The 16765-nt window shown below is 43.4% G+C and carries 16 protein-coding genes; 7 read left to right on the forward strand and 9 right to left on the reverse strand.

Translation table 11 applies throughout. The annotated features are described in order from the left end of the window. Positions 1–135: 135 nt before the first annotated feature. Entirely contained in the window at positions 136–1296 is a 1161-nt protein-coding gene (gene aepY / locus ACFE93_RS29855; RefSeq protein WP_375478963.1) for a phosphonopyruvate decarboxylase, read from the forward strand. A gap of 70 nt (positions 1297–1366) precedes the next feature. After that, positions 1367–2455: a 2-aminoethylphosphonate aminotransferase gene (locus ACFE93_RS29860; RefSeq protein ID WP_375478965.1), complete on the forward strand. Its 1089-nt coding sequence runs from the start codon at positions 1367–1369 to the stop codon at positions 2453–2455. Positions 2456–2464: 9 nt separating this feature from the next. On the opposite strand, the gene ACFE93_RS29865 is transcribed toward ACFE93_RS29860, so the two are convergent. Next, positions 2465–2692, reverse strand: a complete 228-nt coding sequence (locus tag ACFE93_RS29865; protein ID WP_375478967.1) for a hypothetical protein — start codon at positions 2690–2692, stop codon at positions 2465–2467. A gap of 30 nt (positions 2693–2722) precedes the next feature. On the opposite strand from ACFE93_RS29865, the gene ACFE93_RS29870 reads away from it, so the two are divergent. Next, positions 2723–2869, forward strand: a complete 147-nt coding sequence (locus ACFE93_RS29870) for a hypothetical protein (protein WP_375478993.1) — start codon at positions 2723–2725, stop codon at positions 2867–2869. Between the two features lie 454 nt (positions 2870–3323). Here ACFE93_RS29870 and ACFE93_RS29875 read toward each other — a convergent pair whose 3' ends face one another. Further along, positions 3324–4751, reverse strand: coding sequence for a hypothetical protein (locus ACFE93_RS29875; RefSeq protein ID WP_375478969.1), 1428 nt, complete (start codon positions 4749–4751; stop codon positions 3324–3326). A 687-nt stretch (positions 4752–5438) separates the two neighbouring features. Between ACFE93_RS29875 and ACFE93_RS29880 the strand changes: the two genes are divergently transcribed. After that, positions 5439–5966, forward strand: a complete 528-nt coding sequence (locus ACFE93_RS29880; protein WP_375478971.1) for a hypothetical protein — start codon at positions 5439–5441, stop codon at positions 5964–5966. A 153-nt stretch (positions 5967–6119) separates the two neighbouring features. Here the strand turns inward: ACFE93_RS29880 and ACFE93_RS29885 are convergent, their stop codons facing one another. Next, positions 6120–6443: a hypothetical protein gene (locus tag ACFE93_RS29885; RefSeq protein WP_375478973.1), complete on the reverse strand. Its 324-nt coding sequence runs from the start codon at positions 6441–6443 to the stop codon at positions 6120–6122. Between the two features lie 638 nt (positions 6444–7081). Between ACFE93_RS29885 and ACFE93_RS29890 the strand changes: the two genes are divergently transcribed. Continuing rightward, positions 7082–7855 (forward strand): MlaE family lipid ABC transporter permease subunit, encoded by a 774-nt coding sequence (locus ACFE93_RS29890; protein WP_375478975.1) that lies wholly within the window; start codon positions 7082–7084, stop codon positions 7853–7855. A gap of 144 nt (positions 7856–7999) precedes the next feature. Here ACFE93_RS29890 and ACFE93_RS29895 read toward each other — a convergent pair whose 3' ends face one another. Next, positions 8000–8446, reverse strand: coding sequence for a hypothetical protein (locus tag ACFE93_RS29895; protein WP_375478977.1), 447 nt, complete (start codon positions 8444–8446; stop codon positions 8000–8002). Positions 8447–8825: 379 nt separating this feature from the next. Between ACFE93_RS29895 and cruF the strand changes: the two genes are divergently transcribed. Together cruF and cruG are read left to right on the forward strand one after the other, a co-directional pair. Beyond that, positions 8826–9734, forward strand: coding sequence for a gamma-carotene 1'-hydroxylase CruF (cruF, locus tag ACFE93_RS29900; protein ID WP_375478979.1), 909 nt, complete (start codon positions 8826–8828; stop codon positions 9732–9734). A gap of 84 nt (positions 9735–9818) precedes the next feature. Then, positions 9819–11024 (forward strand): 2'-O-glycosyltransferase CruG, encoded by a 1206-nt coding sequence (gene cruG, locus ACFE93_RS29905; protein WP_375478981.1) that lies wholly within the window; start codon positions 9819–9821, stop codon positions 11022–11024. Positions 11025–11152: 128 nt separating this feature from the next. On the opposite strand, the gene rnhA is transcribed toward cruG, so the two are convergent. The 5 genes from rnhA to rph form a co-directional block, all read right to left on the reverse strand. After that, positions 11153–12061 (reverse strand): ribonuclease HI, encoded by a 909-nt coding sequence (gene rnhA / locus ACFE93_RS29910; protein WP_375478983.1) that lies wholly within the window; start codon positions 12059–12061, stop codon positions 11153–11155. A gap of 587 nt (positions 12062–12648) precedes the next feature. After that, a complete protein-coding gene (locus tag ACFE93_RS29915; protein WP_375478985.1) occupies positions 12649–13392 on the reverse strand; it encodes a M50 family metallopeptidase in 744 nt (247 codons plus the stop codon). 238 nt (positions 13393–13630) lie between these two features. Beyond that, entirely contained in the window at positions 13631–14512 is an 882-nt protein-coding gene (locus ACFE93_RS29920; RefSeq protein WP_375478987.1) for an FHA domain-containing protein, read from the reverse strand. A gap of 340 nt (positions 14513–14852) precedes the next feature. Continuing rightward, complete coding sequence (pgl, locus tag ACFE93_RS29925) at positions 14853–15575, reverse strand: 6-phosphogluconolactonase (RefSeq protein WP_375478989.1); 723 nt, start codon at positions 15573–15575, stop codon at positions 14853–14855. A 271-nt stretch (positions 15576–15846) separates the two neighbouring features. Next, positions 15847–16590: a ribonuclease PH gene (gene rph, locus ACFE93_RS29930; RefSeq protein ID WP_375478991.1), complete on the reverse strand. Its 744-nt coding sequence runs from the start codon at positions 16588–16590 to the stop codon at positions 15847–15849. Positions 16591–16765 lie beyond the last annotated feature (175 nt).

The raw sequence follows: 16765 nt of genomic DNA on the forward strand, positions 1-16765 counted from the left end.
AGGTCAAAGTTCCGAGTTCAAAAGTCAAAGTTCCGAGTTCAGAGGTCGAAGTAATAATTTTCCTATCAACTTCTCCAGTCCCCAATCCCCCTTGCTCACTCCCTACTCCCTACTCCCCACTCCTCATCTCTTAATATGATCCAGGCAGAAGAATTTGTAGAAGCTGCGCGTAATCTTGGCTTTGGCTGGTACACTGGCGTACCCTGTTCTTTTCTCACGCCTTTTATTAACTACGTCATCAATGACGTTCAACTTAGATATATCTCCGCAGCCAATGAGGGAGATGCTGTAGCGATCGCAGCCGGAGCAGCAATTGCTGGTAAACCTGCTGTGGTGATGATGCAAAACTCTGGTTTGGGAAATGCAGTCAACCCACTAACCTCCCTCACTTATATCTTTCGGATTCCGCTGCTGCTAATTTGTACTCTAAGAGGCGATCGCTTGTTGCAAGATGAACCGCAACATCAATTAATGGGGCAAATTACAGAGAAATTGCTGCAAACAATGACTATACCTTGGGAATTTTTTCCCACAGACGCAGCAGAAATAGAACCAGTTCTGCAAAGAGCCACAGCCTATATGCAACAAGAACGCTGTCCTTATGCTTTAATTATGCGTAAAGGAGCGATTGCCCCCCATGCACTCACCCGTTCTTCTATCCCTGAACGAGAAAATAGTAATAGCTCTCATATTCAGCAAAGCTTTTTTCGGGATAACAAAGAACAACGCATTTCTCGCAGCGAAGCATTGGCTCGGATTGTGGAACTCATTGATCCAGAAAACACTGTAGTAATTGCCACCACCGGATACACGGGACGCGAACTCTTCGCTAGTAAAGACAGCGCCAATCATCTTTATATGGTCGGCTCGATGGGCTGCGCTTCCTCAATGGGATTGGGACTATCCTTAGCACGGAAAGACCTGAAGATAGTAGTAATTGATGGCGATGGGGCAGCATTGATGCGAATGGGTAATTTTGCTACCATCGGCACTTATGGCGGTGCTAACTTGACCCATATTCTTTTAGATAATGAAGTCCACGATTCCACAGGCGCACAAGCCACCGTTTCTGCGGGTATCTCCTTTGCTAAAATTGCTGAAGCGTGCGGTTACGGCGTTACATTAGCCGGAGATGACCCCGCCCTTTTAGATGCCTTATTTACCGCAGATGCTAACACTAGACCTAAATTCGCTCATTTAAAAATCCGTCCCGGAACTTTAGAAAAGCTACCCAGACCAAACCTCACCCCGGAAGAAGTTTTACAACGCTTCATGAAACACATTGGTAATTCGTAATTCGTAATTCGTAATTCGTAGTTAAGAAATTAAAAGTACAAACTCTTAATTTATTAATGCCCAATGCCCCATGCCCAATAACAAAATGATTTTACTAAATCCCGGCCCTGTGAATTTGAGCGATCGCGTCAGAAATGCCCTGTTGCGTCCCGATTTGTGTCACCGTGAGGTGGAATTTTCTCAACTTCAAAGCAGAATCCGCGAACAGTTACTTCAAGTTTATGGTCTAGGAAGCGATCGCTGGGCAGCAGTTCTCCTCACTGGTTCTGGAACCGCAGCGATGGAAGCGATGATCGGCAGTTTAGTACCCACAGACGGGAAATTACTAGTAATTGAAAACGGTGTATATGGCGAACGACTATCTAAAATCGCCAAAATCCACGGCATTGATTACATCACACTTTCCCATCCTTGGGATGCCGAAATAGATATCAACGGTTTAGTCAAACTTTTAAATGAAAACACCGATATTACCCATCTTGCTGTCGTCCATCACGAAACTACTACCGGCCGCTTAAATAATTTGGCGGAACTTGCTCCAATTTGTCAACAACGCCGCATCAAACTACTAGTAGATGGAGTCAGCAGTTTTGGTGCTGAGGAATTAAATTTTGTAGATTGGGGAATCACCGCTTGCGCTGCGACAGCGAATAAATGTCTGCATGGTGTCCCCGGAACGTCCTTTGTCATCCTGCGACGGGATGCACTGCCTTCAGTAGACACAATCCCCCGCACCTTATATTTAGATTTAGCAACCTATTGCCAGCAACAAGACCGAGGCAGCACGCCTTTTACGCAATCAGTACAAACATTTTATGCCTTAACAGAAGCTTTGCAAGAAATGGCAGAAGCAGGAGGGTGGCGTGCTAGACACAGCCATTACAACCAACTTGCCAGCTTAGTCAGAGACGGGTTAGCCTCAATCGGAATTAAACCCCTACTTCCTCTTGGCAGTTCATCCGTTGTCTTGAATGCTTACGACTTGCCAGATGGTTTCAGCTATGAAGAATTTCACGACCAACTGAAAGCACAGGACTATATAATTTATTCTGGACAGGGAAATTTAGCTCAATCTATCTTCCGAGTATCGACAATGGGAGCTATTACCCACACTGACATGGAACGCTTTATTGCTGTTGTTAAAGAAATTATTCAGTAAACTGACTTTTCACTTCAGAAACCTGCCGAAATTACTACTTTGATTCGTGGGCTTGAGCAGTTTGAATCCACCTTTTTTGGCTAGGAACTCGCTCTGGGCAAACTTGTGTGTACACCGTAGCCTAAAAGGAGAGAGATTTAGAGAGAGGTTTTCCAGATATTGTGAAAAGTCAGGTTGACGTTGAGATGTGCGTAGGCGTAGCCCGTCGTAGACATCGCATTTACCAGTGGGAATCATAACAAACAGATTTACCTGAGTAAATATCCAATGGCATACCAAAACATTACCGCTTCCCTTTCCCCAGCAGATATCCAAGAAATTAAAGCAGCCTTTGCAACTATCCAAGCAAAGATGCCTTTTCTCGTTACCCTGAGTGTGGAAGAACGACGCAAGTTATTTGTGTATACACCGTAGTAGCAAGGGGAGGGGAGAGAAAGCGTAGCTTTGGTAGGGGTGGCGTTATAGTGGTTCATTAATATCTGTAGAGTATTCCTCACTAGCTTCACTGCGAGAAAAAACCAACAACCAGCAGAGGCAAGAGTATTAAGACAGATACAATCAAAACGAGGGTTGCCGGATCGACTTTAATCTGGTTCTTCTCTGGATCGCGCATTTGGCACTCTTTCGAACAATAAATATATTACCTAAGCCTAAATGATGGTCACTTTTTTTCCAAGCCCAATGAGGTTTAAAAGTGTAAACTTTTTAGCCCATCAGCTTATTTCTTCCAAGGCAATTTAGTTCCCATTTCAGTTAAAGCTGAGAAGATAAGATAAAGAATGAGTAACCCAGCAGCTGCAAAGAAAGCGAGTAAATCGTTATCCATAAATGCTATTTGCTAAAACTTCGCTAATCATAACGGAATCATCTAATCTTTAGCATCTTTGTGAGTCTGCAATCTTTGATCTTCTGGGTGCAAACTGTACCAGCCATACCAGTGACGAACTGCAAGCCAAACTGCTGAAAGCAAACCCGCTAAACTAAGAGTTAGTCCGCTAAACGGTACTAATAATCCAAAAATCGGTAGCACTGCTCCAGTAATAGTAGCAACGATCGCAGCTAGGGAAGCACTACGGCTAGCTCCCAATCCCCATATTAAAATTAGTAAAATGATAGAAATTAAAGTCCAAGCCAACTGAGCGTTAATAACGCGAGCTAGATAGGTTAAAGTCAACAGACAAGCAAAGAAAATACTACTAGCGATCGCAATATTTCTGAAACTCATTGGCAGTGACAAATATAACAACAATATCCACCACAAAAATATTGCCGGTGCTAGTAACAAAAGCCGGGGAATGATGCCAGTATGACGAATGGGGTCGGTGTTCGTAAACACTCCAAATGGATTTTTGACTGAAACATTATCGTCAAATTTCCAAGTAAACTGAGTACTACGTCCATTAACTTTAATCTCATTCGGTACAACACCACTGGCAAAATCAGCCGGAGCAAAGTTGGCAATTGCTGTGAGGCGAAAATTAGAAAGCAACTGTCCTGCGGCGCTATAAACCCAGCGAGGTCCGCCTTGAGCCTGATAGGTGACTCGAAAGGTAGTTTCTTCTCCTGGTTGCAGCTGAAAGGGAAAGCCATAGTCTCCGGGATTGGTTTGGTGTAACCTAGTACCGTTACGCTCTACTTTGTAGCCAGCAAGCAGTGTGTAGCCGTTAGGTGGCGGTGTTTCAAAAAAGAAATTATTAATATCCTTGAGTTGGTTAACTACTTTATAATCAGCAGTGTATTCCACGCGATAAATTGAACTACGACCTGGAACATCTACGCTTTGGTCTAGCTTGACTTGAATTTGCGAACCACCCAGCGTTAAGAAGCGGTTAATCTCTCGCGTATCATTGACTTTGACTATTTTGCCATTGGCTTGCGTAGTATATGAGTATGGCTCTTGGGTAGTGTAGCGCACTTGCGGGGCGGATTGTTCGAGCTTTTCACCTGCGACACTTTCAGCTACTTGAGCCACCCTTGTTTGTTCCCAGTGGTGATAACGATTGCTCAAAGTTGAACAAAGAAAAAATCCTGGTACTAACAGAATTAATATTAGAGTTAAATGCTGTAATCCCCGCAATAGTTGGGAATAACGAACAGCCCATTCGCCAATGAATATAAATTGTTCCGGCTGGCTGCGACGGAGAGAAAAACCGATCAGTGCGATCGCAACTCCCAAAGCTACGACCAAAAATACTAATAAAAGTGAAGCTTTGAGCGCCTGGGTTCCAAATTGAACAAGCTCAATTGGATGCGTCAAATCAGGTAATCCGGGAATACCTTGAGCAGAAGATGACATTGGTTGATTTTTGCAGAATTTGGAGAACCAGACCAATAAAATCTCTTAAAAGTTTCTGGACAATAGTTTTATTTGATATGTAGACAGTTTAAAGAAGTACTGCGTTGGCGTAGCCAGATGTAGGTATCGCTCTGTCCCTGATTTGCTCGACTGTAACTTGGTATAAACACCAAAAACCCGGTCATGAAGACCGGGTTTTTGAGGGAAAACAATGGGGATATATTCCCCGAAGGTTAGTTATAGAGGTTCAGTATAATATCGATGCTCTGATATTTATTACCACGCCATTGTTACCCATTCCGGAAAATTAGCTAAGAATTTTTGACTAGTCTTTTTTGATCTCCTAAAATACAGCAACCTACATTAATCTGCCAAGGGCTTGTGCTATGCTTGCCTCGTTCATCCCTCAGAGCAATTGCATCATACTAAATATGGGTGCGATCGCACCTAGCGCATTTTCCTATTTTGTTAAGAGTTAAACCGTGTCTACCTTGAAAACCATAGTTTGTTGGAATCAGGGTAAAGTTCAGAACTCAAGCCACGACCGAATAATACACTCTCTTTAAAAACTCCAGGTTTTAAAATGGACGGGGTTTAAGAGTTCCTTTTTTTTGTAACTTTCTGCACCGCTGCTTATTTCACCCCTACTAGAAATATAATAAATGCTACAAATATAAGATTATCAGAATGAAAACTCGTAAAATTTCCATTTTGTTAGCGGCTTGCCTATTTGGGGTATTCCTCATTACGGTTTTTCCATACTTTGCTTCAGCCCATTCTAAAGAACAGTTCTCCTCTTCAAGAAGATGTAGAAATTTCTTCGCGGGTAGCTATCTGACGACCATCGTTGACGCAAAAGGTAAATTCGCATCTCGGGGAGTTATTACCTTCTTAGAAGACGGTAATCTTTTTGTTACTGACTCGAATCAAGGTGGTGTGCAAGGAGTCTTCAATCCTTTCGGTGATACTCAAGGCTCATATACTTGCACTAGTAACCGAGAAATTCGCCCTCTAGGCATAAACTTTGGTTTCTCAGGCCCCAACGGTGTCAATGATATAGCTCGCTCCGATATCCAAGCTACTTTGAATCAGCAGTCTATGGAATTACAAGGAATAATTACTGTTACTTCCTTTGCCTTAAATGCTAATCCACTAAAAGGAGCAGGCTCAGTAGTAGGATCGTTCCAATTTACAGGACAGCATATAACCCCCTAGCCGTTAATTCCCAGAGTAAGCGCATCTAAGTGTAGGATTGATAAATATTAATTTTCCAGTTTTTGCTGATGAACAATGCATTTGGTAGCTGGCAAGAATGGCTAACAGTATTCATCTATCTAGGTTTTACTGTCTTCATTATCTGGCGCGTGTTTACCGTCGAGAAGAATTAAAAAAGCTGCATATCATCTCACCAGGGTCTTTTTGCTCAAAGGGCAAAACAGTTCCAGCTTGTTGAACCTTGACTCTTTCGCGACAATTGTAAACCTCTGTAGGTCTTTTTATGCCATCTACGCTAATAATTGCTTTGTATTCCCAATAATTTTTAGCACTTCGGCTGATACTGAGAATGCAAATCTGATGGCGTAGACCGTCGTAGACAGCATAATTGCGGCATACAGATGCAAAAACCGGATGTACCACGGAGAAAGGTAGTATTAATAGCAACAAAAATATTATGTATTTAATCCTGCTCATAAAAAATTGTTTAACATTATTTGGAAATATTATTAAATTTTTAAACCCTTTGAGTTGATTTAATTACTTTTCCTAGTTTGACAGACCAGAGATGAGCCGCAGCAAAAAATCTCACAATGCTTTTTGTGCTATTTTTCGCTAAAGTTTACTAAGCTAAATTGAACCGTGCCCAAACACCTTCTCTACTTTGAGGGTAAACATCTAGTACAACACAGCTTAAATAAACCACCCCTTCGGGTGACGCTCTCTACGAGACGCTCCGCGAACGCAGGCTCGCTAACGCTGCGCTAACGGCAGTTCCTCATGGGGGGAACCCCCATCGTCCTTGGCGTCTCCCTTTGGGAGAAGACCGGACTGCCTCACCATTCCAAATCAATGAAATGCTTACACTGTATTCATTTTGAATTTTGAATTTTAAATTTTGAATTCCGCCTTGCGGTACTAGTGCGTCTGGTCATGTACCATACCCTAATACCAATTCGTAATATCCTGCAAGAAGCCGCACTTAGTGCGTCTATTTAATTGAGAAAGTCAGATTACATCTGGCTGGGTTCCCACCATTTGTATCTGTAGTCTTATTTTGGAGAATTGACATAACAACAAATGTGCAAAAAAAGTCAGTCGTAAGGACGATAAAATTGCAACCAAAAACAAATTTTGAGCAATCTGGGATTACACGCTGTTTTGCAGCAATACTGCTCTTTGGTCAAGTGTGGCTACATTTACTCCAAGGGAAAACGTACTATCGCAAGATTTTGCAACATCTTGTTACCGCTGGGCCAGGTTCTATTTCTCCAGTTCTCCTTGTCAGCGGTTTTGCAGGAATGATTTTTACTATTCAGATAACGAGGGAATTAGCCCGATTTGGGGCTGTCAATACTGTGGGAGGTGCTTTTGCCTTAGCTTTTTGTAGAGAATTGGCTCCAATTTTGACCGCTAGTATTATAGCGGGACAAGTAGGTTCTGCCTTTGCAGCAGAAATAGGTGCAATGCGAGTCACTGAGCAAATTGATGCACTTTATATGCTCAAAACCGATCCAATTGATTATCTAGTACTTCCTAGAGTAATTGCTTGTTGTTTGATGGTTCCTTTGATGACGATTTTGGCTTTAGTTACGGGCATTATCGGCGGAGTTTTTGCTGCATCAAAGTTTTACCAAATTATTCCTGAAACATTTTTAGAATCAGTCAGAAATTTTTTAGAACCGTCAGATTTATTTATTATTTTGCTAAAAGGGTTTATTTTTGGAGTGCTGGTTGCTGTCATTGGCTGTAGTTGGGGTTTAACTACTAGAGGGGGAGCAAAGGAAGTAGGAGAATCGGCAACAAAAGCAGTTGTTACTAGTTGGATATCTATTTTTATTATGGATTTTTTCCTCTCTCTACTGCTGTTTGAACAGCCTGCATTTTGAACCCAAGTAAGTAGTAAACAATATTCCCGATTTTTTAAGAAGTTGGAAATTTGAGTACAAATAAAGTTGTGGGTAAATAATACTGCTTTTTAAGCATTGGCGCAACCCAACCCAGGCATCTCTCACTTTTTGAGATATACTTCATCACGTTAGCGGAATTTTAAAATATATGAACTTGTAGATTAGCGCACCCAAAGCTAAACCTCCCAATGAAAAGATAGAGGCAGTCCAAAAAGCTAACCCTTCCCTCAGACCTGCTTTTTGAAAGTCTATCCTGACTAATATAGTCGCTGAAATTATAAGTAAAGTATCAAGAAATACCCCAAACCAGGCAATCATGATAAAAAATAAAAAAGCTGCTAAGACGGCAATGCCGAAAGACCTGGTATTTGATTGAAGAAAAATACTGTAGTAATATGTCATCTTCGGCCAAGGAGCGGTCAAAGTTACGATTAAAATTAAGATAGCAACTACAGTTACCACCCACACAAACATAGAAGCACGTGTTTCTGATATTAGCCAGCCCAAAGTACTGTAACTCAGCAGTACTAGCGCCAGGGACACCCAAGGAACTCTTTTCAAAATTGACATGGGTTTATATTTCTAGTACAGGGTTAAGGTCTTATCGCATAAAGTAGTAACTCAAGACTTTATTTTGCTTGAGGATTTGCTCAGTTTATGATGATTGTTCTTCCTTAAGGATATCCCAGTATCAAAGGAGTTTTTTATGATACGGGTATCAGTGAGACAAGAAACCAGAAGTTCTACAGATAAAATTATGTAGATTTTGAATATATGGCTTAAACTAGTAAGTTTAGCATCATATTTTTATAGCTTCAATCAATAGACTTTTATGCTATTCACAAGAAAGCCAAACAAGTTTGTCGAAAATTGCGGTACAAAGTAGTTAAAGATTTGTAAACTGTTAGCAGCCGAGTAGCCGCGTGTCACATCTTGTTAAGGAATTATCATGAGACAACTTATTATTGCTGAACGCGTATGCCTCATTGGTCATATCGCGTCAAAAGCCTTTGGACTGGTAGGGATGCTACTGGTAGTACCTAATGCCGAAATAATTTTCAACTTATCGCAGGTAGGAGAAACTGCCGTACAGTTAAGTATGGCTGGCGGCGGTGTAGTTGATATTATCTTAGGGACAGTAGCTGTCTCTATTTATGCCTACCGGACGTTGGGATTAGGAACTTGGCTAGCATTTATGCTACCTGCTATGTTTATCTCTTTGGGAAGTGAACTACTGGGAACTAGTACAGGGTTTCCATTTGGTGATTATAGCTACTTGAGTGGCTTAGGTTATAAAATTGGGGGGCTAGTTCCTTTCACAATTCCTTTATCTTGGTTTTATGTTGGGCTGTCGTCTTACTTAATTGCAAGAATTGGTTTGAAAGTGGCTCAAAAACCCAGTTGGGGTCGCCATATTGTTGCGATAGCCGTTGGTGCTTTGCTCTTCACTTGCTGGGACTTTGCCCTTGAACCGGCTATGAGTCAAAGTTCTCTGCCCTTTTGGTATTGGGAACAACCAGGAGCTTTCTTTGGAACACCTTACCAGAACTATATAGGTTGGTTTGGTACTAGCGCCCTGTTTATGAGTGTGGCAGGATTATTGTGGAGAAATACCTCGATTAAATTAGAGCGATCGCAACTCAATCTGCCCTTAGTCGTTTATTTAACTAACTTTGTCTTCGCCGCCGGACTCAGCTTGGCCGCTGGATTCTCCATTCCTGTATTACTCGGCTTATTGCTAGGTGTGATTCCGGCTGTGGCGCTGTGGTCAAGGAGTTCAACCACACCTGCTCAAGTTACTGTTGAACCAGTAACCAAAGAAGTATCAGTAGCAAAGGTTGAAGTTGCCTTGAAATAAGCGTTTTGGGGAATGGGGACTCAGAGACAAGGAGAAGAACCCATGCCCCATGACCAATGACCAATGACTAATGACCAATGACTAATGACTAATGACAACGCTTTGATAGTAGAAAGTGCTATCTCTCTTTTATTGTTACTTATCCAAGTGCCAGCAACGGCGATTCTGTTTTCGCGCCTGTTAAAGGGGCCAAGACGCCATCCTCCAATAGAACCCCAACAGCCGACACCTGAGCTTTTAGGTAAGGTTAGCATCGTTGTTCCCACACTGAACGAAGCGCTTCGCATTAGCCCTCTGTTGACTGGTTTAAGTCAGCAAAGCTATGAAGTTCGGGAAATTATGGTTGTAGACAGCAAGTCCAGCGATCGCACCCCCGACTTGGTAAAAGCTTCACAGCAAAAAGATCCGCGCTTTCGCCTGATGACAGATGATCCCTTACCATCTGGTTGGGTGGGGCGTCCTTGGGCATTGCATAACGGTTTTCTATATAGCTCAGAGGCTAGTCAGTGGTTCCTGGGGCTGGATGCTGATATCCAACCACATTCTGGTTTAGTTGCTGGTTTGGTAAAGACGGCCGAAGCACAAGGCTACGATTTGGTTTCTCTTTCACCTCAGTTCATCCTCAAATATCCTGGGGAGTGCTGGCTACAACCGGCTTTGTTGATGACTTTGCTTTACCGATTTGACCCAGCGGGGATCAATACAGAGCAACCAGAACGGGTAATGGCAAATGGGCAGTGTTTTTTGTGTCGTCGCTCCGTTTTAGCTGCTGTAGGTGGTTATAGCAGTGCGAGGAGTTCTTTTTGTGATGATGTCACCTTGGCACGCAATATTGCTATCCAAGGGTATAAGGTCGGCTTTTTAGACGGTGCAAAGGTATTAAAGGTACGCATGTATGAAGGGGCGATAGAGACGTGGAAAGAATGGGGGCGGAGTCTCGACCTCAAAGATGCAACTTCTCGCTCTCAGTTGTGGGGAGATTTATGGCTACTCGCATCTGTTCAAGGTCTACCCCTTTTAATTATCCTGACTTTTTTGTTGATTTCTCCCACACTCTCATATTTGCCAACTCCCCCACTCCTACTGCTGGGACTGAACTTATTCCTGTTGGTGATTCGCTTTGCGATGCTAATAGCGATCGCACCTTCCTATGATCGTACAAACGCTAAAGGCAGCTGGTTATTCTGGCTTTCTCCTTTGGCCGATTCTTTAGCTGTGCTACGAATCTTCTTATCTGCATTCCGCACCCCGCGCGAGTGGCGAGGACGCAAGTATAGTGCTGAGTTGTGAGTTGTGAGTGCTGAGTAGAGAGTAGGGAGTGAGCAGTGAAGAGTTTAGAGTGTGGAGTTAAAAATTCAAAACTCAGCACTCAGCACAGGCTAAACCTTAGCTATCCGCTAACAGCACTCAACACTCCCTTACTCTTCTTCACCTCCTACTTGATCCCCGCGTTCCAATTCCCAAAGAATTTGATTTCCTTCACGGCGTACCCGTGACACTATCCAGTTTCGCCAGCGCCATTGATCCCCACGACTGGTGACAGCGCTGGCGTGGACATCCATCAAGTCTGCTAACTCAGAACTAGTGATTAAGTAGCCTTTTTCAGAAATTTCGTCAGCTATACGCAGAGTTTCGACCAAGCTGCGGAGTTGCGAAACCCTCATTTCTGGCGGTTTTTCATCGGTCACGGCCGCAGTTGGCCCAATTGATGGTTCCATAACGGTTATTTCTGGTGCAGAAGTACTGATTTCTTGCGGACTTTGGTTAGTTATTCGAGAGTTTTTTTCATAATCAGCTACTTTTGCTACATTTAGTTCATCTTGAGAAGGTAAAGATTTATAAAAATCTCTGGAGTATAACTGTTGTAGCGAAGGGATTTTGCCACTAGCATAAGCGCGAGCGATCGCATCACAACGTTCGTTACCTATGTTACCAGAATGTCCCCGGATGTATTGCCATTTTACTTGTTGGGTATTGAGTTCATCTAAGATTTCTAAAAGGTCTTGGTTTTGGACAGGTTTACCATCTGACTTTTTCCAGCCTTTATTTTTCCAGCCTTTTACCCATTTAGTAACGCAGTTAATCAGGTATTCGCTATCGGTATGAAGAGTGATGGGTTGGGCTTGCTGAGATGTTTGCAGAAATTGAAGGGCAGCGATCGCAGCTTGCATCTCCATTTTATTATTAGTGGTATGAGGGGATGCATCGCCCATTTCGTGGATTGAGCCGTCGCTGAAGTAGACGACAACACCCCAACCACCAGGGCCAGGATTACCGGTGCAAGCACCATCGGTGTATATGCTTTGAATTGTGGGTTGGGTGGACATGGTTAGAGTATCGAACCGCGAAGGACGCTAAGGATTCTAAGGAAAGAGTTATTAGCGGCGAATTTTTTTAACAAATATCCAGGCTATTATACTGATAAAATCTCTTGATTTTGACCGGAGGCGGAGCGTCTCCGGCTCCGCTCTTGAATTCTGACTTCTGAATTCTTCTCTAATCCTGATTATCTGGCAACTTTTCCATTTATTCACTAATTAGCGTCTCGAAAATCTTCGTCACAATGATTATGCAGATGAACTACACCAGCTAGGAGTTCTGCTACAATTTCAGCTTATTGGTTCGCAGTTAAACTAGTTAACTGTAACTGGTTAACTAATACTTGTACTTTCAGGCATTCTATACCAAATTCAGCAATCAAGGTACTGAGGGTTAAATTGGTTATTGCAAGAGGGCGATCGCTAATCTGCATATTTATTATCCCAATCTTTTACGCACTTGTTGAATTGCCTGATCAAAAGCACGAATCTCTTTTTCCCCAATGCTTAATTAAACCTTCGTCAGCAAAACTCTTTGATGTTCAGTAATTCTTTGAGCTAAAGATTCAATTGCCTTTTGATGGTGCTTTTCCCCATTACTCTGAACGATAAGCAACGCGGAGACTTTGGATTAAAATCACCAGAGATGCGATCGCCATTAACCCGCCCCAAAACCAGTAAGGTAAAAGCAAATATCGCTGCATTTGTGCTGTATCAGAAATTCCAAGGGGCCCAGCAGAACTACTAAATAGATAATTAAGTTGATGGTACGTACTTACACAAGCTTGTACACCCAAAAATTGAATGACAAACCCTTGCACCCAGCGAGGTGCTCTTAAGGCAATACCTAAGATTATTAAACCTAGTAAGGGAATTGCTACCAATCCAAACCAGGAACGCACCCAAATTAATGTGGACAACAGCAAAAAACTTCCTAAAATTTTCAAACAGAGGGTTGCTGCTGTAAAACTGCGGGAAGCCAGAATCAAAGCTGCACCGGCAAGAGGCGGCCCCATTGGCCCAGCTGCGGCGATTATTGCCGACATAATTGGCCCCAACGATGACCGGATGCCATAAGTTGCGACACCAGAACCATTGCTAAAAATCTGCAACTTTTGAAACTGTCCCCCTAATAGCAGTGCCATTAAACCGTGACCCATTTCATGAAACCAAGTTGCCAGAATTGTAAATGGGTATAAGATATAATTCCCTCCCGGTACTTGCCACAATAAAGCAGTTGTGATCGCTGCTGCAACTAGCCAGGTTAGCCCCATACGTTCAACAACTAGCGGGGCTTCTTTAGCGAGCAAGGGTTCAAAATTTTTACTTGGTTCCCTCATAGGTCACTCATTGGCAGTGTATTTCCATCCATCCTAGTGTAATTATTAAAGTAATGGAGTTGCTGGACAGTCCAACATATTTGCACCTTGAAGCGACGGCTGTAAACTATGGCGCTATCAAGAACAACATAGTTATCCGTCGCTTATCTGATGCAGTTCATTTGTTTTTCCTCCAAAATAAATGCCGGAGGATGGGCAGAAAATACTTAGACTGATGTCACAATCGATCGAAAATCAGTTAAGCAAGTTGAAAGAGAAATGTCATCAAGTCTCCTTTACCCAAGCTGATGCGATCGCCTGGTCGCAGGCGATGACGGTTCCCTGGTAAAAGTGGCAAATTATTGATATAAGTGCCATTAGAACTTCCCACATCCTCTACATAATGAGCATCTCCCTCGACGCGAATATCTGCATGAATCCGCGAGACAATTTCGGAATTGGGAAATCCTGAAACATCGATATCTGGAGGAATCCGGTCATTGGGCTTGCCGATATGAATCACAGAGAAATTTTGCGGCAATTCAATTAAGCGATCGCTTTGAACGTGGATTAACCGTGCTGTAACCTGCTGCAATTGCGTTCTGGCAGCAGTTGCAGTTGGTGCTGGTGCTGCTGGCTCTTTTGCTTCGGTTTCAGAGGCTGGTGCTGGTTCCACAGGTGGTGGAGTTGGAATACTACTCTGTCCAGAGACTACGGGTTGAGCTACAACAGTTGGCACTGGCTCTGGAGGACTGCTTACTGTAACAGGTACCTGTGGCGCTGGTTCTGGGGGAACTGCCATCTCTGTTGGTGGTAAAGATGATTCGGGAGGACGCGACTTAGTAGAACCGCTTATTCCTAAGGCATCTGGTTGTAAAAGTTCTAACAGTGGATCGGGTGGAACTAATGCTGGCACTTCCACGGGAATATCGGGAGTGACTGTTGTAGCTGCTGCGGGATGAACGTGTGGAACTCCTGCGGAGTGAAGGTTATAGCCACACTGACCGCAGAATGCAGCATCTGCCTGCACAGTTGCCCCACAACTGGGACAATTAGTAGTCGCAGGTAACGGTGTATAACAAGCTTCGCATTGGACAGCGCCGTCAGGGTTGGGATGATTGCAATTAGGGCAGACGATCATCGATGTTTAGCCTTTGTTCAAGATCATCATAAATATAGTTGGGACTGGCAAGCAGAGGGCGGCCGTAGATTTAAATTCTAGCAATTACTGCTAATGGAACGATGAATTGGATACTCTTACGCAGGGAAGGGGAGCAGGGGGAGACAAGGAGACAAGGGGACAAGGGGGAATTATTGAACAAGTCTCTCCCTTGTCTCCCCCCTCTTGTTCGTCTACCTTGTCTCTTCTCCATGCCCAATGCCCTTCAGGAGTGCTGAGTGCTGAGTGGGAAATCTCACTTCTTTACTCGCTTGCCGAGGAACTCGAAAAAGAGGAACTGTTTTGCCCCATGCCCGATTCTTCAATATTGAAGTTCCAAACCTGCTGCTGCATCCAGCAGCCACCAAAGTTCTCTTTGGGGCTGAATTAAGCGGGATGGGTAAGTGAAGTCATCGGCTACAGGTGCAAAGACTTGCGCTAAAGCTGGTCGTTTATTTGCACCAGCAACCAGAAAAATCACGCTACGAGCAGAGTTTATGAAGGGATATGTGAAACTTATCCTGGGGTTTCCGTCTTTGTTACCTACAGTGACGAGGCGATCGCGTACTTTCAGAGCCTCTGTGTTGGGAAACAAAGATGCGGTATGTGCATCATCACCCATTCCTAGTAATACTACATCCAACGGGGGAAACTCGACACCAGAAGAATTGAAAAATTCTTTGAGATGTTGTTCATACTTGACAGCAGCCAGTTCTGGATTGGCTTCTAAAGTTGGTACGGGGTGAATGTTAGTTGCTGGGATGTCAACACGATCTAGCCACGCACGACGCGTCATCAGTTCATTGCTATCGGGGTGATCTGGTGGTACGTAACGCTCATCCCCCCAGAATATATGAATTTTATCCCAAGGCAGTTTTTGAGTAGCGATCGCTTCGTATAACGGTTTAGGTGTACTGCCGCCAGACAAGGCGATGGTAAACCGCCCGCGCTGCTCAATGGCAGTTTCTAACTTGGACAGAATTAATTCTAGCGCTCGTGCAACCAGCGCTGGCTGATCCGGTAAAACTTCAACGGTTTTGTTCATAGCTTCATCATCATATTGCTGGCTTCTGGCAATACAATACCGAATTTATTACGATCTCCCTTTTTAACTTTTGAAACATTTAACATCGTGGATTAAGTAAGCTGAAAAACGTAGACCCTCCTTATCACCTTTAACGGTAAGTGGTCAGTAGTGAGTCATACTAACTACTAACCACTGTCATGATTATTTTTATTTACATCCAGTTACTTGATACTTTGTTGATAAGGCCACAAAGGATATATTTATTAATTCTTATTAAAAATTAATAAAACTAATTAATCGCAAACAACGCCTCCCAGTCTGCGATCGCTTCACGTTGGGCAATTAACAATTCTTGAATTCCTTTTTGGGCGACATCTAGCAGTTGATCTAACTGGGTGCGGCTAAAGCTGCCTTCTTCGGCTGTTCCTTGGACTTCAATGATTCCCAGGTGTTGATTCATCACTACATTAAAATCTACTGTTGCAGCCACATCTTCAATATAATTTAGATCCAAAAATGGCTCTCCCTCCAGTAATCCTACGGAAACTGCTGCTACCTGTCCACACAAAGGCGATCGCTCCAACACGCCCTCTTGCAATAATTTAGAAATCGCATGAGCTAAGGCCACAAACGAGCCTGTAATGGCTGTTGTCCGAGTTCCAGCATCTGCTTGCAACACATCAGCATCCACAGTCAGCGTGCGTTCTCCCAGTGCCTCAAAATCCACTGCTGCGCGTAAGCTACGTCCAATTAGACGTTGAATTTCTTGCGTCCGTCCAGATAATTTCAATAGTTCCCTTTCTTGGCGTTTTTGAGTAGCAGATGGTAACATTCGGTACTCAGCAGTTAGCCAGCCTTTACCAGTTCCTTCGAGAAACTTTGGAACTCCCTTATTAACACTAACAGTACAAAGTACTTGAGTATCACCGCATCTTGCGAGAACAGAACCGGGGGCAAAGCGGGTGAAATTGGGGTGAAAGCTAATCGGACGTAGTTCGTAGGGAATCCGACCGTCAGGACGCTGCCAAGCCATTGGAGTTGCCTCAAGTTTTATAATACTGCCTTAAGATTACCTTGGTGTTATTGGGCATTGGGCAAAACAGTTCCTCTTTTTCGAGTTCCTCGGCAAGCGAGTAAAGAAGTGAGATTCCCCACTCAGCACTCAGCACGGGCTAAACGCCCCGCTACCGCTAACAGCACTCAGCACT

The organism is uncultured Nostoc sp. (assembly GCF_964247315.1).
In the GTDB taxonomy this organism is placed as follows: Bacteria; Cyanobacteriota; Cyanobacteriia; order Cyanobacteriales; family Nostocaceae; genus Nostoc.